Origin of the sequence: Vibrio sp. HS-50-1 (genome assembly GCF_024747315.1) — a bacterium.
Taxonomy (GTDB): domain Bacteria; phylum Pseudomonadota; class Gammaproteobacteria; order Enterobacterales; family Vibrionaceae; genus Vibrio; species Vibrio diabolicus.
Window position 1 is genome coordinate 1 of record NZ_JAMPZF010000042.1, and the last position, 22,862, is coordinate 22,862.

26 protein-coding genes are annotated in these 22,862 nt (G+C 45.3%); 7 read left to right on the plus strand and 19 right to left on the minus strand.

Annotated features, from left to right (window positions below; translation table 11 throughout):
* From NDJ01_RS17535 to NDJ01_RS17545, 3 genes are all read right to left on the minus strand, one after another.
* Positions 1-401, minus strand: a 401-nt coding sequence (locus NDJ01_RS17535; protein ID WP_258586551.1) for a GDP-mannose 4,6-dehydratase, incomplete at its 3' end; no start/stop codon positions are given.
* Positions 402-545: 144 nt separating this feature from the next.
* Positions 546-1,256, minus strand: a complete 711-nt coding sequence (locus NDJ01_RS17540; protein ID WP_258487785.1) for a 3-deoxy-D-manno-octulosonic acid kinase — start codon at positions 1,254-1,256, stop codon at positions 546-548.
* An 11-nt stretch (positions 1,257-1,267) separates the two neighbouring features.
* Positions 1,268-1,675, minus strand: coding sequence for a diacylglycerol kinase (locus NDJ01_RS17545; RefSeq protein WP_138939698.1), 408 nt, complete (start codon positions 1,673-1,675; stop codon positions 1,268-1,270).
* A gap of 107 nt (positions 1,676-1,782) precedes the next feature.
* Between NDJ01_RS17545 and NDJ01_RS17550 the strand changes: the two genes are divergently transcribed.
* Genes NDJ01_RS17550 through NDJ01_RS17560 form a run of 3 tightly spaced genes read left to right on the plus strand, consistent with a single transcriptional unit; the run spans position 1,783 to position 4,426 of the window.
* Positions 1,783-2,838: a glycosyltransferase family 9 protein gene (locus tag NDJ01_RS17550; protein ID WP_258587068.1), complete on the plus strand. Its 1,056-nt coding sequence runs from the start codon at positions 1,783-1,785 to the stop codon at positions 2,836-2,838.
* 35 nt (positions 2,839-2,873) lie between these two features.
* Entirely contained in the window at positions 2,874-3,641 is a 768-nt protein-coding gene (locus NDJ01_RS17555) for a glycosyltransferase family 2 protein (protein WP_054867810.1), read from the plus strand.
* On the plus strand, positions 3,638-4,426 hold the full coding sequence (locus tag NDJ01_RS17560; protein WP_053808663.1) for a glycosyltransferase family 2 protein: 789 nt from the start codon (positions 3,638-3,640) through the stop codon (positions 4,424-4,426). The genes NDJ01_RS17555 and NDJ01_RS17560 overlap by 4 nt, the downstream gene beginning before the upstream one ends.
* 30 nt (positions 4,427-4,456) lie before the next feature.
* Here NDJ01_RS17560 and NDJ01_RS17565 read toward each other — a convergent pair whose 3' ends face one another.
* The 8 genes from NDJ01_RS17565 to NDJ01_RS17600 form a co-directional block, all read right to left on the minus strand.
* Positions 4,457-5,392, minus strand: a complete 936-nt coding sequence (locus NDJ01_RS17565; protein ID WP_257889413.1) for a glycosyl transferase family 90 — start codon at positions 5,390-5,392, stop codon at positions 4,457-4,459.
* Positions 5,379-5,861: a pantetheine-phosphate adenylyltransferase gene (coaD, locus tag NDJ01_RS17570; RefSeq protein ID WP_005395788.1), complete on the minus strand. Its 483-nt coding sequence runs from the start codon at positions 5,859-5,861 to the stop codon at positions 5,379-5,381. The genes NDJ01_RS17565 and coaD overlap by 14 nt, the downstream gene beginning before the upstream one ends.
* Positions 5,862-5,947: 86 nt before the next feature.
* Entirely contained in the window at positions 5,948-6,757 is an 810-nt protein-coding gene (mutM, locus tag NDJ01_RS17575) for a bifunctional DNA-formamidopyrimidine glycosylase/DNA-(apurinic or apyrimidinic site) lyase (protein ID WP_258587069.1), read from the minus strand.
* Positions 6,758-6,859: 102 nt separating this feature from the next.
* Positions 6,860-7,336, minus strand: coding sequence for a hypothetical protein (locus NDJ01_RS17580; protein WP_192943668.1), 477 nt, complete (start codon positions 7,334-7,336; stop codon positions 6,860-6,862).
* 265 nt (positions 7,337-7,601) lie between these two features.
* On the minus strand, positions 7,602-7,772 hold the full coding sequence (gene rpmG / locus NDJ01_RS17585) for a 50S ribosomal protein L33 (RefSeq protein WP_004410866.1): 171 nt from the start codon (positions 7,770-7,772) through the stop codon (positions 7,602-7,604).
* Between the two features lie 13 nt (positions 7,773-7,785).
* Positions 7,786-8,022 carry a 50S ribosomal protein L28 gene (gene rpmB, locus NDJ01_RS17590; RefSeq protein ID WP_005384783.1) on the minus strand — a complete coding sequence of 79 codons (237 nt, stop codon included), beginning with the start codon at positions 8,020-8,022 and terminating at the stop codon, positions 7,786-7,788.
* Positions 8,023-8,324: 302 nt separating this feature from the next.
* On the minus strand, positions 8,325-8,999 hold the full coding sequence (gene radC / locus NDJ01_RS17595; RefSeq protein ID WP_047009421.1) for a DNA repair protein RadC: 675 nt from the start codon (positions 8,997-8,999) through the stop codon (positions 8,325-8,327).
* 114 nt (positions 9,000-9,113) lie between these two features.
* Positions 9,114-10,787 (minus strand): methyl-accepting chemotaxis protein, encoded by a 1,674-nt coding sequence (locus NDJ01_RS17600; RefSeq protein WP_085343399.1) that lies wholly within the window; start codon positions 10,785-10,787, stop codon positions 9,114-9,116.
* A 193-nt stretch (positions 10,788-10,980) separates the two neighbouring features.
* On the opposite strand from NDJ01_RS17600, the gene coaBC reads away from it, so the two are divergent.
* From coaBC to NDJ01_RS17615, 3 genes are all read left to right on the plus strand, one after another.
* Positions 10,981-12,180 carry a bifunctional phosphopantothenoylcysteine decarboxylase/phosphopantothenate--cysteine ligase CoaBC gene (coaBC, locus tag NDJ01_RS17605; protein ID WP_085343398.1) on the plus strand — a complete coding sequence of 400 codons (1,200 nt, stop codon included), beginning with the start codon at positions 10,981-10,983 and terminating at the stop codon, positions 12,178-12,180.
* A 171-nt stretch (positions 12,181-12,351) separates the two neighbouring features.
* A complete protein-coding gene (gene slmA, locus NDJ01_RS17610; protein WP_005395778.1) occupies positions 12,352-12,942 on the plus strand; it encodes a nucleoid occlusion factor SlmA in 591 nt (196 codons plus the stop codon).
* A gap of 6 nt (positions 12,943-12,948) precedes the next feature.
* Entirely contained in the window at positions 12,949-13,899 is a 951-nt protein-coding gene (locus tag NDJ01_RS17615) for a Kdo(2)-lipid IV(A) acyltransferase (RefSeq protein WP_258587070.1), read from the plus strand.
* Between the two features lie 84 nt (positions 13,900-13,983).
* Here NDJ01_RS17615 and pyrE read toward each other — a convergent pair whose 3' ends face one another.
* Both pyrE and rph read right to left on the minus strand, forming a co-directional pair.
* Positions 13,984-14,625, minus strand: a complete 642-nt coding sequence (pyrE, locus tag NDJ01_RS17620) for an orotate phosphoribosyltransferase (RefSeq protein ID WP_258587071.1) — start codon at positions 14,623-14,625, stop codon at positions 13,984-13,986.
* Positions 14,626-14,729: 104 nt separating this feature from the next.
* Positions 14,730-15,446, minus strand: a complete 717-nt coding sequence (gene rph / locus NDJ01_RS17625; protein ID WP_104971148.1) for a ribonuclease PH — start codon at positions 15,444-15,446, stop codon at positions 14,730-14,732.
* A 184-nt stretch (positions 15,447-15,630) separates the two neighbouring features.
* On the opposite strand from rph, the gene NDJ01_RS17630 reads away from it, so the two are divergent.
* Positions 15,631-16,497 (plus strand): YicC/YloC family endoribonuclease, encoded by an 867-nt coding sequence (locus tag NDJ01_RS17630; protein ID WP_005395766.1) that lies wholly within the window; start codon positions 15,631-15,633, stop codon positions 16,495-16,497.
* Positions 16,498-16,552: 55 nt separating this feature from the next.
* Here NDJ01_RS17630 and NDJ01_RS17635 read toward each other — a convergent pair whose 3' ends face one another.
* From NDJ01_RS17635 to NDJ01_RS17660, 6 genes are all read right to left on the minus strand, one after another.
* The gene (locus tag NDJ01_RS17635; RefSeq protein WP_012841209.1) at positions 16,553-16,978 is read right to left on the minus strand and encodes a phosphate-starvation-inducible protein PsiE; all 426 of its coding nucleotides are present in this window, start codon (positions 16,976-16,978) and stop codon (positions 16,553-16,555) included.
* 166 nt (positions 16,979-17,144) lie between these two features.
* Positions 17,145-17,984, minus strand: coding sequence for an ABC transporter ATP-binding protein (locus NDJ01_RS17640; RefSeq protein WP_005394930.1), 840 nt, complete (start codon positions 17,982-17,984; stop codon positions 17,145-17,147).
* Positions 17,985-18,019: 35 nt separating this feature from the next.
* Positions 18,020-18,877, minus strand: coding sequence for an ABC transporter ATP-binding protein (locus NDJ01_RS17645; RefSeq protein ID WP_005394932.1), 858 nt, complete (start codon positions 18,875-18,877; stop codon positions 18,020-18,022).
* 9 nt (positions 18,878-18,886) lie between these two features.
* The gene (locus NDJ01_RS17650) at positions 18,887-20,713 is read right to left on the minus strand and encodes an extracellular solute-binding protein (RefSeq protein WP_258587072.1); all 1,827 of its coding nucleotides are present in this window, start codon (positions 20,711-20,713) and stop codon (positions 18,887-18,889) included.
* A gap of 38 nt (positions 20,714-20,751) precedes the next feature.
* Positions 20,752-21,795, minus strand: coding sequence for an ABC transporter permease (locus tag NDJ01_RS17655; protein WP_006741815.1), 1,044 nt, complete (start codon positions 21,793-21,795; stop codon positions 20,752-20,754).
* Between the two features lies 1 nt (position 21,796).
* Positions 21,797-22,822 carry an ABC transporter permease subunit gene (locus NDJ01_RS17660; protein WP_005394935.1) on the minus strand — a complete coding sequence of 342 codons (1,026 nt, stop codon included), beginning with the start codon at positions 22,820-22,822 and terminating at the stop codon, positions 21,797-21,799.
* Positions 22,823-22,862: the final 40 nt, after the last annotated feature.

Below are 22,862 nucleotides of genomic sequence, written 5' to 3' on the forward strand. Positions count from 1 at the left end.
TCCGTAGAAATATGATGAAAACGGAATGCCGATTGGCGCGCTTCATCTAGGTTCGACCAATATTGGCGAGCCGCTTCAAGCAAATGGTAAGTGCCCATCACGTTGGTCTCAATAAAAGCAGCAGGACCATCAATAGAGCGATCGACATGAGACTCGGCGGCCAAATGCATCACCCTATCGGGTTGATGCTCTGAAAACACGCGATCTAGTTCAGCTCGGTCACAGATATCTACTTGCTCAAAATAGTAACGTTCACTCTCTGAGACATCAACCAGTGATTCTAGATTCCCTGCGTAGGTCAGTTTATCTAAATTGATAACGGTATCTTGGGTGTCACGAATGATATGTCGGACAACAGCTGACCCAATGAAGCCTGCTCCACCGGTTACTAATATTTTCATTACAAATGTTACCTACGTTAATTTTTGTGCCATCAGATACACATGAATACTTTATGATTATTGTAGTTTATAGACTCACTCGAGCATCGTTAGACTCAAGAAGGCTTACTTAGAGCAATCAATATAAAATGATAAAAAACTCAATTAAGATTGAGAAGCATAACCGTCCTGAAAATGTTCAAAATCGGATTCTTGCCAAATAATCTGTCGCTTTAAACGCTCTTTATTAAATGAACGCAGAAGTCTATTTAGATTTTGATGCTTCCAGTCACCAGAAGTTTCAAAACGACACTTATCAAAATCGATAATCCATACCTTATCTTTGTCGTCGATCAAGATATTGTGGATATTCAAATCGGTATGGTTAACGCCAACCTGATGCATCTTGGCAATTTCTTGCCCTATTTTCTGATACATTTCTGCCGATAAGGATTGTTCTTGCAAGATACTGACCAGATCTCTGGCGTTCGGGATTCGCTCACTTAATAAATCAGCTTGATAGAAGAACCCTGACTTTACGGCTCTTGCTGCAATTGGACGAGGAACGTGCACCCCAGCCTCGATTAGCGCCAACAAAAGCTGAAACTCTTGCGCACAACGGGTGTTATCCCAGCCAGAGAACCAATAATGATCGTTAACCAACTTCCCAAACAAACCGCCACGACGGTAATGACGCAGTGCTGCTTGCATGTTCTCTAGTTGGATAAACCAAGTCGTGCCTCTACCCGTCGCACTGCCAACCACCTTGTCTAAGGACTGCCAGTATTCCGCATCAAATATCGGTTGGCTAGGGTCTGTAATGATCTCGTCATCAAACCAGATCATTTGGTTGTTGTTTGGATACTGTTGAGTCACGCGCTTACCCTCTAGCCTAAATATCGGCTGGCTAATATATACAACCAAGTAAATCCGGCGAACGCCAATGCAACCATAACGGCAGCAGAGCCTATGTCTTTAGCTCGACCACTGAGTTCATGCCGCTCAATACCGATACGATCAACCACAGCCTCAATAGCTGAATTCACAAGCTCTACAATCAAGACTAACACCACGACCCCGATCATTAAGATACGCTCAACCATGCCGACATCCACTAGCCAAGCCAAAATCACAGCGATACTCAACAGAGCCAACTCTTGTCGAATGGCAGCTTCATGCTTAAAAGCCGCTTTTAATCCTTGGATCGAATAACCCGTCGCTTTAACGATGCGCTTTAGCCCGGTATTACCCGGTTTGCCAGATTCTTGCGATTGATGCGGTGTTGTCTTTGACATTGCAGAACACTTATCAGTACTTAGCTATATTCGAGCCGTGTATTTTACATTTATTGGGGATGTCTGCATAATTTACCTGCCTCTATTCATCGAATCAGACAATAATTATGTTCACTTCTGCCCCATCGTCATTATGCATCTTGCGTTTGTCCGCTATTGGAGACGTTTGCAATACCATCGCCACCGTTCAAGCTATTCAGAAACACTGGCCTTCGACCCAGATTACTTGGATAACGGGTAAACTTGAAGCCCAGTTATTAGCCGCCATTGATGGCGTAGAAGTGATTGTTTTTGATAAAAAAGCGGGACTCGATGGCTACAAATCGCTTTGGCGACAGCTGAAAGGCAGAGAGTTTGATGCGCTATTGCATATGCAGTACGCGATTCGAGCGAGTGTCGCGACGTTGGGCATTAAAGCAAAATACAAACTTGGTTTCTCTTCTGATAGAAGCCAAGATTTTCAGACGCTATTTACCAATGTCAAAGTGCCTTCCCCGCAATCTCTGCATGTCGCAGATGGCTTAATGGCCTTTGCCCATCAAATTGGGGTACCAAAGGCAGAACTGGACTGGGTACTTTCTTATTCAGACCACGACCAAGCTTGGGCAGAGTCTCATATTTCTCGTAATAAACCTAACCTGCTGATTGTGCCTGGTGCGAGCAAAGCTTATAAAAACTGGAACGCGGAAGGTTATGTGGATGTGATTCATTACGCCAGAGCAAAAGGCTGGAACGTGATTCTGGCAGGCAGCCCTGCTCAGGTAGAATTGGACCTGGCAGAGGCCATTCAATCTCGCTTGGAAGAACCGTGTCTAAATTTAGTTGGACAAAGCTCAATTCTGCAAATGCTTGCGTTAATAGATAAGGTTGAAATGGTCATCGCCCCCGATACCGGACCAGCACACATGGCAAATGCCATGAAAACGCCAATCATCGGGCTCTATGCACACCATAATCCGCTTCGAGTGGGACCTTACCGCTACCTAAAATACGTTGTCTCGGTTTATGAAGAAACGATCTTTGCAGAAACAGGTAAAAACCGTCACGAGTTAAACTGGCGAACTCGCGCTAAAGATGAAACGGCAATGAACCGCATTACTAACACTCAAGTAATGAGCATGTTCGATCAAGTCTTAGAAGATTTGTATCCTCAATACCAGTAAACTTACTGTCTTGATTTGTTAAGAAGGAAATGACCTTGTCCAAACCAACCTTAGCCGTTGCCTTAATTGTAAAAAATGAAGAGAAGCACTTACAAGCTTGTCTAGACACAGTAAAAGATTGGGTCGATGAGATTGTCCTTCTAGACTCGGGCAGCACCGATCGCACCGAAGAAATCGCCCGACAATACACGGATAAGTTTTACACCAACCTAGATTGGCCAGGTTTCGGTAAACAACGCCAACTTGCGCAGCAATACGTTACGGCAGACTACGTTTTATGGCTTGATGCGGACGAACAAGTCACTCCAGAGCTAAAAGAAAGTATCTTACACGCGGTATCAGCCAATAAGCCGAACGTTTTATACAAACTTAATCGACTAAGCTCAGCGTTTGGTAAGTTCATCTACCATTCTGGTTGGTCTCCAGACTGGATTGTGCGCTTATATCGCACCGAATATACGCAATATAATGATTCGCTCGTTCATGAAAAAGTTGATGAGAAAAACTATCAAACTGAAAAACTGGATGGTCGACTGCATCACTACACTTACGAGCACCTTCATCATTACATCAATAAAACCACTGGCTACCTCAAGGCCTGGACGGATGAACGTGAAGGTAAAAAGAAATCCGGCTTAACCACTGCAATTGTTCACGCTCTTGCGAGCTTTTTGAAGATGTATGTTCTCAAACGAGGCTTCCTTGATGGCAAACATGGTTTCATTCTAGCTTGGCTAAGCATGCACTCTACTTTTGTAAAATATATCGATCTCTACTTACGTGAACAGGCAAAAAAATCATGAAAACGACTTTAATTATCACCACTTACAACTGGAAAGAAGCATTAAAAGCGGTGTTAGAAAGCGTGAAACGTCAAACCGTTTTGCCTGATGAAGTCATCGTTGCAGATGACGGTTCTCGAGACGATACCAAAGCAATGATCGACCAACTGCGTGACGGCTTTCCCGTACCACTTATTCATAGCTGGCACGAAGATAATGGCTTTCAACTTTCAATGAGCCGCAACCGTGCTATCGCAAAAGCATCAGGTGACTACCTCATCATGATTGATGGCGATATGGTGTTGTCTCAAACGTTTATTGAATCACATAAACAAGTCGCAAAGCCAAATTGGTTTGTGCAGGGTGGACGTGTGTTAACGGATGAAAACTGCAGCAAGGCCATCATGGAAAACGGCTTAGTGCCTTCTATCTTCAGCAAAGGCATTCGCAATCGTAAAAACTGCATCACCAACGCTTTGCTATCGAAATGGTTCTCTTACGAGCGCAATAACGATAAAGCCACTCGCGGTTGCAACATGGCGTTTTGGCGACAAGATGTCATCGAGGTGAATGGCTTCAACCAAGATTTTGTTGGATGGGGACGCGAAGACAGCGAGTTTGTTCATCGCATGTTGAATGCGGGTAAGTCACGTCTTTACCTAAAATTCGCAGGTGTAGGCTACCACTTGTACCACGTAGAAAACTCTCGTGCGTCACTCGGACAAAATGACGAGATTTTAGAGAACACCATTAAAAACAAGCTTAAACGCTGTGAGAATGGTGTTGATCAATTTCTAGAAGCTTAAGATTATAAAAAGGGGCGTTTCGCCCCTTTTTTATTGTTGCTGAGATAAAGCGAAGTACTTATCGGCAACCATCAATGAGATCAAACGCTCTTTACGTTTATCTTTGAACTGCTCAACCCACTGGTGCGCATTTTCAATGATCGCTAATGCTTCTTGCTCATTCGCTAGATAATAGTCCATCTTTTCGGGCAAATCCGAATAGTCATCCTTCACTTCAACATAGTGGACACCAGCCTCTAACTTACCTTCCATAAACCAAGTCTCATATTTTGGCTTTGACATAATAACCAAGGAGTTAGACGACATAGCCCACTTAAGGTTGGTGGCCACATCATTGCCTTCTATACACAACAAGAACTTGTATTGAAGTTGCTCCTCAATGCTCATAAAGTCTTTTTCCCAAGGCTGCCCTTCTACCGGGCGGGTCTGGCCAATGTTGCATTGCGGATGGTTGTAGAACGCATGAATCACCTTTTGACGATGAGGCTGAAAGCCCACACCACGCCAAGCGACCATGTCCTTTTTATCTTGATAGCGAACAGGATCATCAACAAATTTAAAATGACGAACTTGGTTGAGTTTCAATACCACTGAATTTTGGTTGCTACCAAAAATAGGGCGGCTTTTTATAAAGCTCGGTACATTGGGAATGTGTGTAACATCACCGTTGATGTAGTTAAACGCAAAACTGGAAGGGAAATAGCGTACAACTTGGCGAAGATCGAAAAAATACGTCCAACCTTTCGTTTTTTTGAATGTATCGACAGTCGCGTAACTTTGTTCTCGGCTATCGACTGAAAACGGCGTTTCACACTTGTTGTAATAGTTCATCCGCTCAAGGCAGAGTTGCTTCTCGGCTTCAGTTAAATTCGAAAGTAAACGCTTTGCTTGTGCTCGATATACAAAACAAGGGATAAGTATCGAGAGAGCGTTTGAGAAATAATAAGGGAATTTACTGTCTTTCATTCAGTTTTTCCCCAATCGCGATGGCTACTGGCTTGGGAACGAACTGATCGATACTTCCGCCATGAATGGCCACTTCTCTCACGATAGTCGACGATAGAAATGCAAACTCTTCTTCAGGTGTCAAAAATACACTTTCGATACCTGGTAATAGCTTTCGGTACATGTTGGTCAGTCCAAACTCGTATTCAAAGTCTACCGTTGTTCGCAAACCACGAATAAGAACCTTAGCTTGCTCATCTCTCGCGAAATCCACTAATAACCCAGAGAACCCCTTTACCGTCACACCAGGTAAATGCGCTACAACGTCCTGCATCAGTGCAACGCGCTCTTCCAATGAAAACATTGTGTTCTTCGATGGGCTTGCGGCTACGCCAATCACAACCTCATCAAACATTTCGTGAGTACGTTCTATTAGATTGAGATGACCATTAGTCACTGGATCAAAAGTGCCCGGATAAATGACTTTCATATAATTTACTAAGTTATTCGAAACTGATTGAATTATTGAGGCTCGAGCGCAAGATTACAACAACTTAAGCTCGATATTAGCTCGTCTTACTTCTGACACTCACTACAAAAGAAGGTATTACGCTGCCCTATTTTTAGCTCTTGAAGTAGTTCGCCACATTCTGGGCATGGCTCTCCGGCTTTTCCGTAAACTAATAACTCTTGTGCAAAATAACCCGGCTTTCCATCGGCTTGCGCAAAGTCTTTCAGCGTAGTCCCACCTTGCGTAATGGCAATCTCAAGTGTCATTTTGATATTTTCAACAAGTAACCCCCACTCTTGAGAAGTTAGCTTACCTGCAGGCCTTGAAGGGTGAATTCGAGATTTAAACAACGACTCATTCGCGTAGATGTTCCCGACACCAACCACGACTTTGTTGTCCATGATGAACTGCTTGACGGCGACACGCTTATTTTTAGCTTTCTCCGCTACATATTCCGCATTGAACTCTTCAGTTAAAGGCTCAGGCCCCATGTTTGCTAGTACAGCATGTGACTCGCCAGGAGCACACCACAGCCATGCCCCAAAACGACGCGGATCGTTATAACGCAGTATTTTTCCACTGCTTAGTTTGAGATCCACATGATCGTGCTTTGCTGGCGGAAAGTCGGCATCTAGGACACGTAAAGACCCAGACATGCCCAAGTGAACAATGGCTGTACCTGTGTTTGTCTCGATCAGTAAGTATTTCGCACGACGGCTAATCGCACGGATCACCTGCCCTTCCAATTTTTTAAGCTCTATAGGAATATCCCAGCGCAATTTAGGCGTTCGAAAAGTAAACGACTGGATCGTTTGTCCAACCATGTGGGGGCTAATTCCCATACGACTGACTTCAACTTCTGGCAACTCAGGCATTAGATTCTCCAATTCACCGGCTAATAGTTCTCGCTGCTAGCATAATCGAAAAGAAAAACGATAAATAGAGAAGCTTATTAGGGGTATAGACGCAAAAAGGCTTTACTCTGGCATAAGGTAGTTTTCATCGACGGAGATAGCGACCCATTTGTCTTGCCAAGTTTTAAATAGCCAAAAATCAGGTAAACGAAAGAAAGTCACCCGCTGCGGCTCTTCGAGATCCTGATACCAGACTTCTACCGTTTCAGGTATCGTCAGGTTAGGTTTTAAATGATCGAACTGTTCCGAGGTAAGCTCGGTCCCTTCCAATGATTGCCAGCGTGATACAAGTTCACTGATCGGTGCATCGACTTTGATGTTGGATTGCCATCGTCCATCATGCAGTTCGAATTCCCAGCCACTATAGTACAAAGACTCCACTGTATAGTCGGAGCGAAGTACATTTGGGTAAGGGTCTGCTTGGTCTGTTAATAGGTAAGTTTTGATCCACATCGGCGCATTTAAGATCACTATAAACGCGATAATGCCCAGAATAAGAATATTGTTCCATCGGCGGCGACGAGCCGGACTCACACGCATAACCATCTCTACTCTCTTATAGTTATGAGTAAACTACCAAAGAGTATTGAGCTTGACTAGAACAACGGTGTGCAAGTGTGTAGGGAAGTGGTAACTAAGCGGCAGAGAGCGATCAATCAAAAAATTCGAGTATAGAGTCGGACCAGTAAAATAACTTCAGCAGTACTTTATAATCCGATGACGTACTGAACACTTTTTTATTCAGGTAATAAAAAACCCAACTCGAAAGTTGGGTTTTTCAATTCATCAAAGAGACTGAAACCAATTATTTGATTTTTGCTTCTTTGTACATAACGTGCTGGCGAACTACTGGATCAAACTTTTTGATCTCAAATTTGCCTGGCATGTTACGCTTGTTCTTATCAGTTGTGTAGAAGTGGCCTGTACCTGCAGAAGATACTAGACGGATTTTCTCACGAACGCCTTTCTTTGCCATTGCTTATTTCCTCTTAAACGTTTTCGCCACGTGCACGCATGTCTGCAAGAACAGTATCAATACCTTTCTTGTCGATGATGCGCATACCTTTAGCAGATAGACGTAGTTTAACAAAACGTTTTTCGCTCTCTACCCAGAAACGATGAGTTTGTAGGTTCGGCAGAAAACGACGCTTAGTAGCATTTCGTGCGTGTGAACGGTTGTTACCCGTTACTGGACGCTTACCAGTTACTTGGCATACTCGTGACATGAATGTCTTCTCCAAAATCGTTTCAGCTCGATATCAACCTTGGTGGCCGAACCTCTCTATCTCTCGAAAAGAAGTTAGAGGTTAAGAACCGCTATGGAAAATCCATACAAGGCTATCAAAGGTCGCGCATTATACTAACTTGATATGCATTGCTCAAGACCCGAACAGATCCTTTTTACAGGTTTTCGTGATCTTTTTTTAGACAGCAGATTTTTTTAGCAGTCCAAGCTGAATTCAGTTAAAAATTTAGTGGCGTGGATGATAGCAGATTTTTAGCAACTAACAACCTAAAAAACGCACAGTTATATCCAACCTCTTTCAGCAAAAGAGACACTTTCCCCATCTCCGATGACGAAATGGTCCAAAATACGAATATCCACCAATGCTAATGCGTCGGTGAGACGCCTTGTAATCCTTCTGTCAGCTTGGCTCGGCTCAGCAACGCCTGAAGGATGATTGTGCGCTAAAATCAAAGCCGCCGCATTATGATGCAGAGCACGCTTGACGACTTCTCTTGGATAAACCGACGCGGCATCCAACGTTCCTTCAAATAAAATTTCATCTTTTATCACTCGGTGCTGGTTATCGAGAAAAAGAATATAAAAAGCCTCTCTTTGCCGATCCCTTAAAATAGAAGACAGATATAACTTAGTTTGGTCGGGGCTGGTTAAGGCGTCACCACGCTTTAGCGTTTCCGCTAAATAGCGCTGCGTCATTTCTAGTACCGCTTGCAACTGAACATACTTGGCTTGTCCCAACCCTTTATGACGACAAAACTCTTGCTCTGATGCTGAAAATAGTTGTCTTAGCGAACCAAAGTCTTGAATAAGGAAGTCTGCAAGTTCAATTACGTTCATTCCGTGGGTGCCCGTGCGCAAGAAAATAGCCAGTAGCTCAGCATCGGTTAATGCTTGCGGTCCTCGTTGCAGCAGCTTCTCCCTGGGCATGGACTCAGTTGGCATAGCTTTCAGTATCATCTGATGTCTCTTTATATGGAAAGTGCCCCTATTCCACAAAACAAAAAGCGAAAGTCGAGTGTGACTTTCGCTTTCTTCGTACCATCAGTGCTTTCAATGCAACTTAACAGTTCATCAGAGTTTAAAGTTGCCAACCAAGCCGTGAATTTCTGTTCCAGACTGTGATAGCTGCGTGCTGATTGACTCGGCATGCTGCAACGTCTCATTAATGTTGTTCACGATCTGTTGAATAGCCACTAAGTTTTGGTTGATGTCTTCTGCAACCGCACTTTGCTCTTCGGCGGCAGACGCGGTTTGAATACCCATATCTCGAATCGTACCGATAGAATGATGAACACCAGAAAGAGATTGCTGAATGAGCGCCGATTCTTCCGCCGTTTTTACACCTCGTTTTTGGCTCACCGACATTGTACTGACCGCTCTTGATACACCATTTTGTAGCTGCTTGAGCATGTCGCCAATTTCATGAGTACTATTTTGTGTACGACTGGCTAACGAGCGAACTTCATCCGCAACGACGGCAAACCCTCGGCCTTGCTCACCCGCTCTAGCCGCTTCAATCGCCGCATTTAGGGCCAACAAATTCGTTTGCTCGGCTATCTCGCCAATCACATCCAGCACTTTGGTTATTTTTTCGGTCTGTAAACTCAACTCAGAAATTGCATCTGACGTGCTATCTATCTCCGTCACGAGTTCGGTAATGCCTTCTATTGCTTGCTCGACCTCATGCTGAGCGGCGGTGACTTGACTGTTGGCATCCTCAATCGCCTGTGCAGTCGCATTGGTATTGCTCGCTACTTCTTTCGCTGTCATGCTCATTTGTGTCACCGCAGTCACGACTTTGTCCGTCTCTAAACAGTGATCCTGCATTTGACCGCTCGCTTGGCTGGTCTGAGTGTTCAGGCTTTGAGAAACGGTCTGTACTGTCGTCGCAGAGCGGTGGATATCCTGCATCAGTGGGTGCAGCTTATCCATAAACTCATTAAACGCGGCCGCCACTTCACCGACTTCATCCTGACTTTCGACTTTTAAACGAGCCGTTAAGTCACCGCCGCCTGCGGCTACATCTTTCAATGACGCCGCGACATGTTGTAATGGCTGAATGCCTTTCGACACCACGATACTGGTGAGAACACTGGTAATGATCAACCCAACAACGGAAATCAACACGGCAGATAACGTATGCTCTTTTAGCTCTTGAGTCTTTAACTCTCTGTGCATCGCAACTTGCTGGTCGATGTCATCAATATAAACACCAGTGCCTAAAACCCAGTCCCATTTCGATAAATATTCTGCATAGCCTAGCTTAGGCGCTTGTGCGTCAATGGTCGGTTTGTGCCACGAGAAATAGAGGAACCCATCCCCTTTTTGAGAAGCATCAATCAAGCCCGCGATAACTGCGACCCCATTTTCATCTTTTAAGTCGTAAAGGTTTTTACCCTCTAAAGAAGGTTTGATGGCATGTAACGTATTCACACCTTGAGAGTCGTAGGCAAAAAAGTAACCATCGCTTTCAAAGCGCATGGCTTTCAGAATTTCTTTTGCTGCCTCTTTATTACTTCCATTTACATCCGTGTCGTATAACGGTTTTATCGCCGTCACGCCCATCATCATGTAGGCTTGTAGCTCTTTCTTCTTCGTTTCGATGAGCTCTTGTCTGTCTCTTGCCAGCTCCGCTTCCAAACTTTTACTGCTGTTGATGTAATACACCACTGAGATCAACGTGGTGATCAACAACAGCGGAATTAGGGTTATCAGCAGCAATTTGTTTCGACTTTTCAACACCATGGTTTCCACTACCTCTTTTTCTTTTCAGACTTGCAAACTCCGCGCAACTTGTCTGTGAGGTAGGCGAGAATTTTCCCTTCCTCGGTCAGATTAATACTCTGGAGTTTGATGTGAATTATCTTCTCGTTATATATGCTCGGGCGGTCAGACTTTGAATTGTGTTAAAATCCGGTCATCAAATTGGAGATCTCACATGCAAACACTAGCAGGAAAGAAAATTCTACTCGGCATCAGTGGCGGTATTGCTGCGTATAAATGTGCGGAGCTAACCCGTCGCCTCATAGAGAGAGGAGCGCAAGTTCAAGTTGTAATGACGAAAGCAGCAAAAGAGTTCATTACCCCTTTAACCATGCAAGCCGTTTCGGGCCGTCCTGTCTCGGACAGTTTATTAGACCCAGCGGCGGAAGCCTCTATGGGCCATATTGAATTGGCCAAGTGGGCAGATTTAGTGCTATTAGCGCCAGCGACCGCGGACTTAATCGCGCGCATGTCCGCAGGCATGGGGAACGATTTACTTACTACGCTCGTGCTCGCGACGGATTCCCCTGTTGCTGTTTCTCCTGCGATGAATCAACAGATGTATCGCAATATCGCAACCCAAGAGAACATCGCTACGTTAGCGCGTCGTGGTATGCACATCTGGGGCCCCGCTGCAGGAGAGCAAGCCTGTGGTGATGTAGGACCAGGTCGAATGCTGGAACCAATGCAGCTAGTACATCTATGTGAACAGTTCTTTCAACCAAAATTGCTAGAAGGTAAGTCGATACTCATTACCGCCGGACCAACTCGCGAAGCGATTGATCCAGTGCGTTACATTACGAACCATAGCTCCGGGAAAATGGGCTATGCATTGGCGAGCGCCGCAGCGCAGATGGGAGCAAAAGTCACCCTCGTGAGCGGTCCTGTCAGTTTAAATACGCCCGTAGGTGTTGAGCGCATAAATGTTTCCAGTGCACAAGAGATGCACGAAGCCGTTATGACACATGCAAACCAGCATGATGCCTTTATTAGCTGCGCTGCCGTTGCCGACTACCGCCCACAAACGATCGCGTCTCAAAAGTTGAAAAAGACAGAAGACAACGACGAAATGGTCATTAATATGGTTAAAAATCCTGATATTGTTGCATCTGTGGCAGCAATGACGGAGAAGCGTCCGTTTACCGTCGGCTTTGCGGCTGAAACCAATGACGTAGAGACCTACGCTCGAGGCAAGTTAACAAAGAAAAACCTCGATATGATCTGTGCAAACGACGTTTCGGTTGCAGGGCAAGGATTTAACAGCAACGACAACGCGATTACCCTGTACTGGCCTGAGGGTGAACTTGCGCTCGATTTAGAATCAAAAGAAGCATTGAGCTTTAAAATTCTCGAAAAAATGCATCAATTGATGTAACTAACGTTTGAAAACCCTGCCAACTTTTCACAAAAGCTGGCATAAATTTGGTACAAACATGACAACTAAGGGTGTTAAATCTCCCATTCCACCCTTAGTGGTCTAGTTTGAGGCGAAATAGCGTCTTATAATCCCCTCCGCTCAACTTTGTATTTTGAAAGGAAGTAACTAATGGCCGGCAGTAAAAAATCCAACCGTCGTGAAGAGATCTTACAAGCATTAGCAGAAATGCTTGAATCAACAGAAGGCGCTTCACGTATTACTACGGCAAAACTGGCCAAGCAAGTCGGCGTTTCAGAAGCCGCGCTGTATCGTCATTTCCCAAGTAAAGCGCGCATGTTCGAAGGGTTGATTGAGTTCATTGAAGAAGCCTTGATGACACGTATCAACCGTATTCTAGACGACGAAAAAGATACACTAGAGCGTATTCGTATGGTGATGCACCTTATTTTGGCGTTCTCTGAACGTAACCCTGGTCTGACACGCATTTTGTCGGGCCATGCTCTAATGTTTGAAAATGAACGCCTACGTGAACGCATCAATCAACTCTTTGAGCGCATAGAAACACAATTGCGCCAGATCCTGCGTGAACGTAAGATTCGTGAAGGGAAGTCTTTCCCTGTCGAAGAGCGCATCCTAGCCGCGCAAATTCTGGGACAAGTTGAGGGTAGCCTAAACCGCTTTGTGCGTAGCGACTTTAAATACCAGCCGACTGCAAACTTTGACGAGTACTGGGCGCTTTTGAGTGCACAAATAAAGTAAAAGATTATGAGTAAAGACAAATACACGCAGCCCGAGTTTTCTCTTTCACTTCTTCACCCTCGTAACTGGGGCGTATGGCTTGGGTTTGGTCTGTTGGCCATCCTCGTCAATATTCTTCCTTATCGGCTGCTGCTTTCATTAGGTCGTTCACTCGGTAAACTTGGCATGCGCTACGGTAAAAAGCGTGTCCACGTTGCTCAACGTAACTTAGAATTGGCCTTTCCAGACAAAACACCTGAAGAGATTCAACATATTGTTGAAGAGAACTTCAAAAATACCGGTATGGCACTCATAGAAACCGGGATCACTTGGTTCTGGCCGACTTGGCGCTTTAAAAACCTGATCGTCGAGAAAGATCTCGGCGCACTGCGTGAAAAAGCCAAAGAAGGTAAAGGCGTCCTACTTTGTTGTGTCCATGCTCTTAATCTAGAGATCACTGCGCGTGCTTTCGCCGTGTTAGGCGTGGCAGGGTACGGCGCGTTTCGTCCGCATAATAATCCTGCTTATAACTTTATCCAGTATTGGGGACGGACACATAACGGCAATAAACTGATTGATCGTAAAGATGTAAAAAAGATGATTCGTGTTTTACGCAGCGGTGAGCGTCTGTTCTATTTACCGGATCACGATTACGGTCGCAAAAAATCAGTATTTGTGCCCTTCTTTGCCGTAGACGATGCGTGTACGACAACAGGCACGAGCATTCTGGCGTATACCTCAAAATGTGCGATCATCCCAGGCTCAGGGTTTCGCAATGACGAAGGAAAATACGACATCATCGCCGATAAGTGCATTGAAGCCGATTATCCACAAAAAGACGAAGTCGCCGCTGCCGTTTATATGAACAAGTATGTGGAAGAAGTCATTCTACGCGCTCCAGAGCAATGGATGTGGCTCCATAAACGCTATAAAACCATGCAAGATGAGCATGTCGAGAAAGGCATTCGCTATAAGTAAGTGGTCAAGGCGATGAATCCAAAAACAAAAAAGGGCAGATGAATATCCATCTGCCCTTTTTACTTTTTCAGAAAAAGTAACGAATTAAATGCCGTATTCTGCGCGGTACGCTTTGACTGCTTCTAGATGCTCTTTGTCTGTGCCTTTCTCTTCAAGGAAAGTCACAAGGTCAGTCAGGCTAACGATTGAGATGATTGCACAGCCAAAGTCACGCTCAACTTCTTGAATCGCAGAAAGCTCGCCCTTGCCCTTCTCTTGGCGGTCGATAGCAACCAACACACCCGCAAGATCAGCGCCATTTGCTTTAATAATTTCCATCGATTCACGGATTGCCGTACCCGCCGTAATCACGTCGTCCACCAGCATGATGCGACCTTCTAACGCAGAACCAACAAGGTTGCCACCTTCGCCATGATCTTTTGCTTCTTTACGGTTGAAACAGTAAGGCGTGTCGATATCGTGGTGATCCGCCAGCGCGACTGCTGTTGTCGTTGCAATAGGAATACCTTTGTACGCAGGGCCAAACAGTACATCGAATTCAATGCCTGAATCTGCAAGCGCTGCTGCGTAAAAACGACCAAGACTCGCTAGGTCACGACCAGTATTGAAAAGACCAGCGTTAAAGAAGTACGGGCTTTTACGGCCAGATTTCAAAGTAAACTCACCAAACTTAAGAACTTCTTTCTCAAGTGCAAACTCAATAAATTCACGCTGGTATGCTTTCATTATTTTCTCTCTATGTCCTTAGTTTCTTGTGTCTCTTCTCGACAATCATTCATTTCTCTATTGTCGAGATAAAAAAATAGCCCCCATAATGGGAGCTATTAAAATCAATTGGCTAACGCCGCCTTCTGCGCTGCGACAATTTCCGTAATGCCGATTTTCGCCGACTCGAGCAATGCCATCAGCTGTTCGTGACTGAACGGTTCACCTTCTGCAGTGCCCTGAATTTCAATCATCTTGCCTTCTTCGGTCATTACCACGTTCATGTCTGTGTCTGCCGCTGAATCTTCAACGTATTCAAGATCACACAATACTTCATCGCCTAGCAAGCCGACAGAAACCGCCGCTACGTGGCCTTTCATTGGATTCGCTTTTAGCTTACCGCTATCCACTAGGTGTTGGAACGCATCAGCCATTGCAACGCTTGCGCCGCTGATAGATGCAGTACGCGTACCACCGTCAGCTTGGATAACGTCACAGTCAACGGTGATCATGAACTCACCCATGGCTTTTAGATCGACAACGGCACGTAAGCTTCGCGCAATAAGACGCTGAATTTCCATCGTACGGCCGCCTTGTTTGCCACTTGCCGCTTCACGACGAGTACGAGAATGTGTTGCTCGAGGTAGCATGCCGTATTCAGCTGTAACCCAGCCTTTACCTTGACCTTTTAGCCAACGTGGCACAGATTCTTCGACGGTCGCATTACACAACACTTTGGTGTTACCGAACTCAACTAGCACTGACCCTTCAGCGTAAGCTGTGTAGTTACGAGTAATTTTGATAGGGCGAACTTGATCCGCCTTGCGATCGTTTGGACGCATGGGCATCTACCTTAAATATGAGGAGAAGACGATTTGGTTGGGCGAAGATTATAACGGAATCGATTCCGGATTCATAGGTTACGCCGCTGGCACAACATAAACAATCCATACATCCCGCGCACCTATCGACGCAGCGTGATACACTCTTTAAGTAATTTTCAAAAAATGAAGACAGGAAAATTCGATGATTTACAGTATGACAGCGTATGCACGCAAAGAAGTAAAAGGCGACTGGGGTTCTGCGGTATGGGAAATCCGCAGCGTGAACCAACGTTATTTGGAAACATACTTCCGCATGCCAGAACAATTTCGCGGATTAGAGCCCGTTTTACGCGAGCGTTTTCGTAAGCGCTTAGCGCGAGGCAAAGTGGAATGTAATCTGCGTTTTGAAGCAAACCCTGCCGCAAAAGGTGAGCTTAGCATCAACGAAGCGCTTGCTAGCCAAGTAATTAAGGCCGCTGAACAAGTCATGCACATGACTGGTGAACTGAGCCGAATCAATCCATTTCAAGTCATGCAATGGCCGGGGGTAATGGAAACGCCAGAGCAAGACATGGATGCGGTAAATAAAGTGCTACTAGAAGCGTTTGATGGCGCAATGGATGAGTTTATTGAAGCGCGTGCTCGTGAAGGCGAGAACATGAAAGCGCTGATTGAACAGCGTTTAGATGCCATCTCTGCAGAAGTCGTAAAAGTGCGTGCCCGCATGCCAGAAATTTTAGAATGGCAACGTGAGCGACTATTCTCGAAGTTCGAAGACGCTAAAGTGGAACTGGATCCGTCTCGTATCGAGCAAGAGTTGATTTTGCTAGCGCAAAAATCGGATGTTGCTGAAGAGCTCGATCGCTTGGACTCTCACGTAAAAGAAACCACAAACATTCTGAAAAAAGGTGGCGCAGTGGGTCGTCGTCTGGACTTCATGATGCAAGAGTTCAACCGTGAATCGAACACGCTAGCGTCGAAATCCATCAGCACCGACATCACCGCATCGGGCGTTGAACTGAAAGTTCTGATCGAACAGATGCGTGAGCAGATCCAAAATATTGAATGATCTAAAAGTCATCGAGTATTGAAACAAAAAAGCCCCGCTAGTACGGGGCTTTCTTTTATTCATCTTTTTCCAAGGTTCTGTTATCAACGTAGGGCCAATAATGATGCCCGACTCTGATGAGCAACGTTGCCGCAGCTAAGATAAACGCTGCCAGAGATAACCACACAACCAAAACCGCATCCAGCTCTTTCATTCCGAGTGTGATATAGCGGGCGATCGCCATCATCGCGATATAGATAGGATAGCGTACCGGAATTTTACCGTTCATCACGAACTGCTGCACCATGGCGAGCACTTCCAGATAGATAAACATCAAAAGAATATCCGTGAGTAAGACACGCTTCTCGACAAATACGTGTACAAACTCTTGCATCATGGCGTACAACGTCGCCAAGGTAATAGAGACTAGTAATACCGCCTCCAAAATATGGAAGATTTTCAGGAACGGTCGACTAAAGGATTTCGGTAAATTCGACGGCATGGTCCATTATCCAGACAAATAAGATAGGCCTTGAGTTTAGCATGCAACGATCTTCAATCAATCATAATACTCAGGCGTCAATCAACACCAAGACCTAACATAGACCTATAAAAATGCTCCGCTTATTTGGCGGAGCGTTTTTGTGTTATAGGACCTGTGGCATCACTTACGCCACTTGCTGCTTTTTTTCAGCCAGGCGCTTTTTCTTCCGATATTTAGGGTGGGTGATCGGAATCGCAGATAGGAGTTTCTTGGTGTACTCGTTTTGCGGGTTTGCATAAATTTCTTTCGCGCTGCCTGCTTCTACCACTTTACCAAAATACATCACGGCAACTTTGTCAGAGACGTGTTTCACCACAGAGAGATCGTGAGAGATAAAGATGATCGCCAAGTTCATCTCTTGTTGCAGTTGTAGTAATAGGTTCAAGATTTGTGCCTGTACCGACACATCTAACGCAGATACCGATTCATCACAAATCAGTAATTTAGGCTTCAATGCTATCGCGCGAGCAATACCGATACGCTGACGTTGGCCGCCTGAAAACTCATGTGGATAGCGGTTGACTGCCGTTTCTGGCAAGCCCACTTTGATTAAAAGCTCTTTTACCCACTGTTTGCGCTCGGCTGGCGTACCGATTTTATGAATAACAAACGGTTCTTCTAGAATCATACCGATGGTATGACGCTGATTGAGTGATTCCATTGGGTCTTGAAAGACGATTTGCATGTCTTTACGCAGCGATCGCATCTCTTTGACAGACAGTTTAGTGATGTCTTTACCTTCAAAGAAAATCTTACCTTCCGTTGGCTCGTATAACTTTAAGATCGTGCGCCCAAGGGTGCTTTTACCACAACCTGACTCACCAACTAGTCCCAGTGTTTCACCTTCAGAAACAGACAGTGAAACCCCGTCTACCGCTTTGATGGTGTAGCCTTTCTTGAACAGCCCTTTACCAGAAACAAAGTGCTGCTTAAGATTTTCAATTCTTAATACTTCTTTTGCCATAACATCCTCTTTTATGACTCGTTCACTTTGCCCAGTTAACTGGCAAACATACTGGCATCAATAGGCTTGATATCGATCATCTGCTTCGGCTCATTATCTAAGCTCGGCATCAACCCCATCAAACGCTCTGTGTATGGGTGCTGTGGGTTATCAAACAACTCAAAAATTTCTGCTTTTTCGACAATACGCCCACCATACATCACGGCAACATCATCACACACTTCTGCCACAACCCCGAGGTCGTGAGTAATGAAGATCATCGCCATGCCTGTTTCTTCCTGAAGCTCATTCATCAGTTCAAGGATAGACGCCTGAACCGTAACATCCAACGCCGTAGTCGGTTCATCACAAATCAGAATGTCCGGCTTACAGGCCAACGCCATCGCGATCATGACACGCTGGCGCATACCGCCAGATAGGTTATGGGGATACTCATTCAATCGCTTCTCTGGCATTGGGATTTTGACTTTTGCCAGCATCTCAATCGAGAAAGCCTCCCGCTCCTTTTTGTCGAGCTCTGGTCGATGGAGTTCAAGCACTTCACATATTTGACGACCAATAGTGTGTACTGGATTGAGCGCCGTCATCGGATCTTGGAAGATGATCGAAATGCGATCGCCACGCATGGCGTACATCTCTTCCGCAGGCAAATCAACTAGGTTGGTGCCGCGATAATTCACTTCACCTTTGATGATGTTGCCATATGGCTTAGGTAAAAGCCCCATGATCGACATTGAGGTTACGCTCTTACCACTGCCTGACTCTCCCACCAGACCGAGTGTACGTCCAGCTCTCACATCAAAGTTCACACCATGCAGCACCTTCACTGGTCCATCATCGGTGGTGAATTCAACTTCGAGATCTTTAACACTTAGGATTACATCGTTTTCCATAACCAATCCTTACAGCTTATAAGTGTCATCTACGACGACGACAGGTTCAAAAGCTTTGCCTGATTTCATCGCTTGTTTGGTTTCTTTCTTGATATCGCTATCAATCCAGTAAGTGCCATCCCCTATGATGCCACCACTAAACAACGCCTCTGTCATGCGATTCATTGGCTTATCAGGAAACTTTAGCCAGCGCCAGTGACCGTAGCGGACATAAGGAATCATGTAGCCTGTTACGATAACGTGCGCATCAATTATGTCACGCTGAATCTCATGACCTAGCTGGATCTTTTTATCCATATCCATGCTAAAACGATACTCGATGATCTTTTCATCCAGCTCTGGCGTGCTGTAGTTTGTGAAAGAGTTAGTTTGCGGCTTGTTCGCATTGACTGAATGGAAGTACTCCCAATACGTTGGGATCTCGGACGTACCCATATCTAAGAAAGCCAAATCGTGCTTTTTCTCACGGACGTATTTGAACATGGATGAGCCATCAACCAACTTGAGCTCAATATCCAACCCTGCTAGCTTGGCTTGCTCACGCAAAAAAGCAATACGAGGAGTATGAACAGGTGTTCCGTAGGTCAGCTCGAAGCTTAAACGCTCACCTTTATCATTGACACGAATACCATCGGAACCAATTTTGTTAAAGCCTGCGGCTTCGAATGCCTCGGCCGCTTTTGCGGGGTCAAATTTCGGTGCTTTCGCGTCTGGTAGGGTGTATTTACCATGGCCATAACCCGTCGGGTTTGGCTTACGGGAGTAGTCACCACGCATGATGTTCTCAATCATGCCATCAAAATCAATTGCGTAGGTAATGCCCTTGCGAACGTTTAAATCATCCAGCAAAGGCATCGCGGTGTTTATCCATACGCCGCCCGCACCGACTGGAAATTGGTTGTAACCCCAGAACTTTTGAATGTAACCCTTTTGGTACGGTTCCGTATTCGATTTATCGTGCCATAAGCTTGGCAGAACCAGACCAAATGCATCCAACTTACCCTTTTCAAAATGCTTCATCGCAATATCGCTATCGCGGATCACCGTGATGCGAATCTTGTCGACATTGTAGCGATTTTGGTAGTACTTATTGCTGTAACCCCACCAATCTTCACCAACATGTTTGAAAGTCACACTTCTACCTTTTTTGATATCATCTAGGTAGTACGCACTGGTCGTTGGTTCACTCTTAAAGTTGTAGTAACGGACAAAGTTGTCGTGAATACCATCACCATTTTCATCCTTTGAAGGATTGGCATAAAAGTGTGCGGGACGTGGGCGTAAAGCCCCCATTCTTAGCAATAATTCTTCCGGATTGAACTCTTTCGCGGCCTTAACAGCAAACGTATGAGCGTCGTACTTAATAACCTCCGCAATGGTTTTGTTGTAATAATCGTTGTACCAAGGTTCTAGGATATCCTTAGAACGATAAAACTTAAGCATGAATACAAAATCGTCGGCAGTCACAGGCTTGCCGTCCGACCATTTGGCTTCTGGATTGAGTTTGAAATAGACGGTTTTATTGTCGCCAGCTAACGCCCACTCATTAGCAAGTTCAGGGATGAACTCTAAAGTGTCTGGGTGGCGAACCACCAATCCAGGGGTTTCATCCAAGATAAAGGAACGCAACCCCGCATTGGCGTCTGGACCAACACTACGTAACGTCTGTGGAAAACTTGACATGAAGGTGCGATAGGTCCCTCCACGTTTCGCTTCAGGCGAACCATATTGAGGCTCATCCCAGTTTGTTTGCCAGTTTAAGTCCGTCGGAAGCGTTGCTGACATTGCACCAAAACTCAGGGCGCTCAGCGTGGACGCTAAAAATAATTTCTTCATAAAACTTCCCTTTTTTATGTTTTGCTCACAATGCTCGCTTAAACATAGCGTGTGAATTTTTTCGGGTCGAAGGCCGCTCGAATGGCTTCACCAATAAAGGTCACCATTACCAACACGAGTACAATTGACGTCACCACTGAGGCAACAATCCATGGCGAGTCTAGGTTAGATTTACCTTGTTGTAGCAGTTCCCCCCAACTTGGCGTTGGTGGCATCAGACCTAAACCTAGATAATCCAAAGCGGTCAGCGCAGTGATGTTTGCTGCAATAGTGAACGGCGCCAATGTCACAATCATCACCATCGTATTCGGTAGGATGTGATTAAACAAAATACGTCCCGTCGATGCCCCTAAAGCACGTGCCGCCATTACGTATTCTCGTGCCGCTTCTTTATAAGTCATGGTCCGCATGTACCATGTCATGCCCATCCAGGTGAAAAGCACGTTAATAGCGACAAAGAGAGCGAACGTCGGTTGAACGATTGAGACAAGAATCATAATGACGTACAAAAACGGTACCATTGACCAGATTTCGATAAGTCGCTGTACAAACAAGTCAAATTTACCGCCCCAAAAACCCATAGCACAACCAACTGCGGTACCGATCGCGTAGGAAATTGCCATGGTGAGCAACGCAAATCCCATTGCCGTTCTGAATCCGTAGACAAGTCGCGCCAAAATATCGCGACCTATCACATCTGTACCTAAATAATGCTTGTTTTCGGCACTAGGCGCTGTTGGCGGGAAATCACCACTAAAATCTTGTTCATATGGGTTCCATGGCACAAGCGGCAAAATAACAAAGTTGTCGCCCCCTTCGGCCTCAAACGCTTTTTGCAGTACGCGATAATCCGCTTCGCTGGATGACTCTTGGCCAAATTCACTGCCTAAACGGACATCACTGACAACAGGAAAATAGTAGCTACCATCGTACTTGACGACTAGCGCTTTACTATTAATCAGAAGTTCAGCAAAGAGCGACAGGATCAACATGATTGAGAGAATGACAAACGACCAATAGCCTCGTTTGATCTCTTTAAAGTGGCGAATTTTCTTTTGAGTTAATGGACTAACTTTAATCATGTTACGCTCCAAACTTCACACGTGGGTCGACTAAAGCAACACAAATATCTGAAATAATGTTACCAATGAGCAGCAACAGCGCATTAATGGCGACAATACCCATAACAACAGGGTAGTCACGCTCCATGATTGATTCGTAACCCAATAAGCCAATGCCATCAATATTGAAGATAACTTCAATCAGGAAGGCACCAGTCATGAAGAACAACAAAGAGTTACCAAAGTGACTCGCGATTGGGATTAAGCTGTTACGCAACGCGTGCTTACGAACCGCCTTTTTGAAAGGTAAGCCCTTCGCGATAGCTGTACGGATATAGTCTGAAGAAAGGTTTTCCATCAGGTTGTTTTTCATCGTCATTGTCAGTGTTGCAAAGTCGCCAATGAGGTAACAGATTAAAGGCAACACCGCGTGCCACATGATGTCCTTGGCGCGTTCAAAGAAAGTTTCGTAATCGTCGAAGTCATCGCCGACAAAGCCTCCCATCGGAAACCATTCCAAGTGATAACTAAATAGCGTGATTAGCAATACACCCACCACATAGCCAGGCAAGGCATAGCCCACAAAGATGAGTATTGAAGAAGCGGAATCAAACACAGAGCCGTGCTTGAGCGCCTTGTAATAACCAAGAGGGATCGAGATAAAATAACTGATAAAAAAGGTCATGCCGCCATAAAATAACGACACAGGTAAACGCTCTGCAATCATGTCAGAGACAGGCTCGTAGTAACGTGTTGACTCACCAAGGTCTAGCACGACCAAGCGACTTAGCCACTCCACATACGCTTCTGTCACTGGCTTATCCAGACCGTAAAACGCATTTAGCTCAGCGATTTGATCATCAGAAAGGGCGGTATTGCCACCAGCAGACGTCATTGATGCGGCACCATCCCCTTGAGACTGCATTTGTGACAACATGCGTTCAACAGGTCCGCCCGGCACGAAACGAGTGATAGCAAAGATAAGAATAGTTATCCCGAGAAACGTTGGTATCACCAACGCCAAACGGCGTAAAAAGTACGACAGCATATACAACTTGCTCCTTGTCTACTGTCCAGTTCAGGCAGAG

Excerpts from the sequence above, each read along its gene's own strand:
- NDJ01_RS17660 (WP_005394935.1), bottom strand. The coding sequence starts at position 22,822 with ATGCTGTCGTACTTTTTACGCCGTTTGGCGTTGGTGATACCAACGTTT.
- NDJ01_RS17545 (WP_138939698.1), bottom strand. The coding sequence starts at position 1,675 with ATGTCAAAGACAACACCGCATCAATCGCAAGAATCTGGCAAACCGGGT.
- NDJ01_RS17650 (WP_258587072.1), bottom strand. The coding sequence starts at position 20,713 with ATGAAGAAATTATTTTTAGCGTCCACGCTGAGCGCCCTGAGTTTTGGT.
- NDJ01_RS17635 (WP_012841209.1), bottom strand. The coding sequence starts at position 16,978 with ATGCCGTCGAATTTACCGAAATCCTTTAGTCGACCGTTCCTGAAAATC.
- rpmG (WP_004410866.1), bottom strand. The coding sequence starts at position 7,772 with ATGGCAAAGAAAGGCGTTCGTGAGAAAATCCGTCTAGTATCTTCTGCA.
- slmA (WP_005395778.1), top strand. The coding sequence starts at position 12,352 with ATGGCCGGCAGTAAAAAATCCAACCGTCGTGAAGAGATCTTACAAGCA.
- NDJ01_RS17600 (WP_085343399.1), bottom strand. The coding sequence starts at position 10,787 with ATGGTGTTGAAAAGTCGAAACAAATTGCTGCTGATAACCCTAATTCCG.
- NDJ01_RS17645 (WP_005394932.1), bottom strand. The coding sequence starts at position 18,877 with ATGGAAAACGATGTAATCCTAAGTGTTAAAGATCTCGAAGTTGAATTC.
- radC (WP_047009421.1), bottom strand. The coding sequence starts at position 8,999 with ATGATACTGAAAGCTATGCCAACTGAGTCCATGCCCAGGGAGAAGCTG.
- NDJ01_RS17630 (WP_005395766.1), top strand. The coding sequence starts at position 15,631 with ATGATTTACAGTATGACAGCGTATGCACGCAAAGAAGTAAAAGGCGAC.
- pyrE (WP_258587071.1), bottom strand. The coding sequence starts at position 14,625 with ATGAAAGCATACCAGCGTGAATTTATTGAGTTTGCACTTGAGAAAGAA.
- rph (WP_104971148.1), bottom strand. The coding sequence starts at position 15,446 with ATGCGTCCAAACGATCGCAAGGCGGATCAAGTTCGCCCTATCAAAATT.
- coaBC (WP_085343398.1), top strand. The coding sequence starts at position 10,981 with ATGCAAACACTAGCAGGAAAGAAAATTCTACTCGGCATCAGTGGCGGT.
- coaD (WP_005395788.1), bottom strand. The coding sequence starts at position 5,861 with ATGAAAGTCATTTATCCGGGCACTTTTGATCCAGTGACTAATGGTCAT.
- rpmB (WP_005384783.1), bottom strand. The coding sequence starts at position 8,022 with ATGTCACGAGTATGCCAAGTAACTGGTAAGCGTCCAGTAACGGGTAAC.
- NDJ01_RS17655 (WP_006741815.1), bottom strand. The coding sequence starts at position 21,795 with ATGATTAAAGTTAGTCCATTAACTCAAAAGAAAATTCGCCACTTTAAA.
- NDJ01_RS17560 (WP_053808663.1), top strand. The coding sequence starts at position 3,638 with ATGAAAACGACTTTAATTATCACCACTTACAACTGGAAAGAAGCATTA.
- NDJ01_RS17550 (WP_258587068.1), top strand. The coding sequence starts at position 1,783 with ATGTTCACTTCTGCCCCATCGTCATTATGCATCTTGCGTTTGTCCGCT.
- mutM (WP_258587069.1), bottom strand. The coding sequence starts at position 6,757 with ATGCCTGAGTTGCCAGAAGTTGAAGTCAGTCGTATGGGAATTAGCCCC.
- NDJ01_RS17615 (WP_258587070.1), top strand. The coding sequence starts at position 12,949 with ATGAGTAAAGACAAATACACGCAGCCCGAGTTTTCTCTTTCACTTCTT.
- NDJ01_RS17640 (WP_005394930.1), bottom strand. The coding sequence starts at position 17,984 with ATGGCAAAAGAAGTATTAAGAATTGAAAATCTTAAGCAGCACTTTGTT.
- NDJ01_RS17580 (WP_192943668.1), bottom strand. The coding sequence starts at position 7,336 with ATGCGTGTGAGTCCGGCTCGTCGCCGCCGATGGAACAATATTCTTATT.
- NDJ01_RS17565 (WP_257889413.1), bottom strand. The coding sequence starts at position 5,392 with ATGAAAGACAGTAAATTCCCTTATTATTTCTCAAACGCTCTCTCGATA.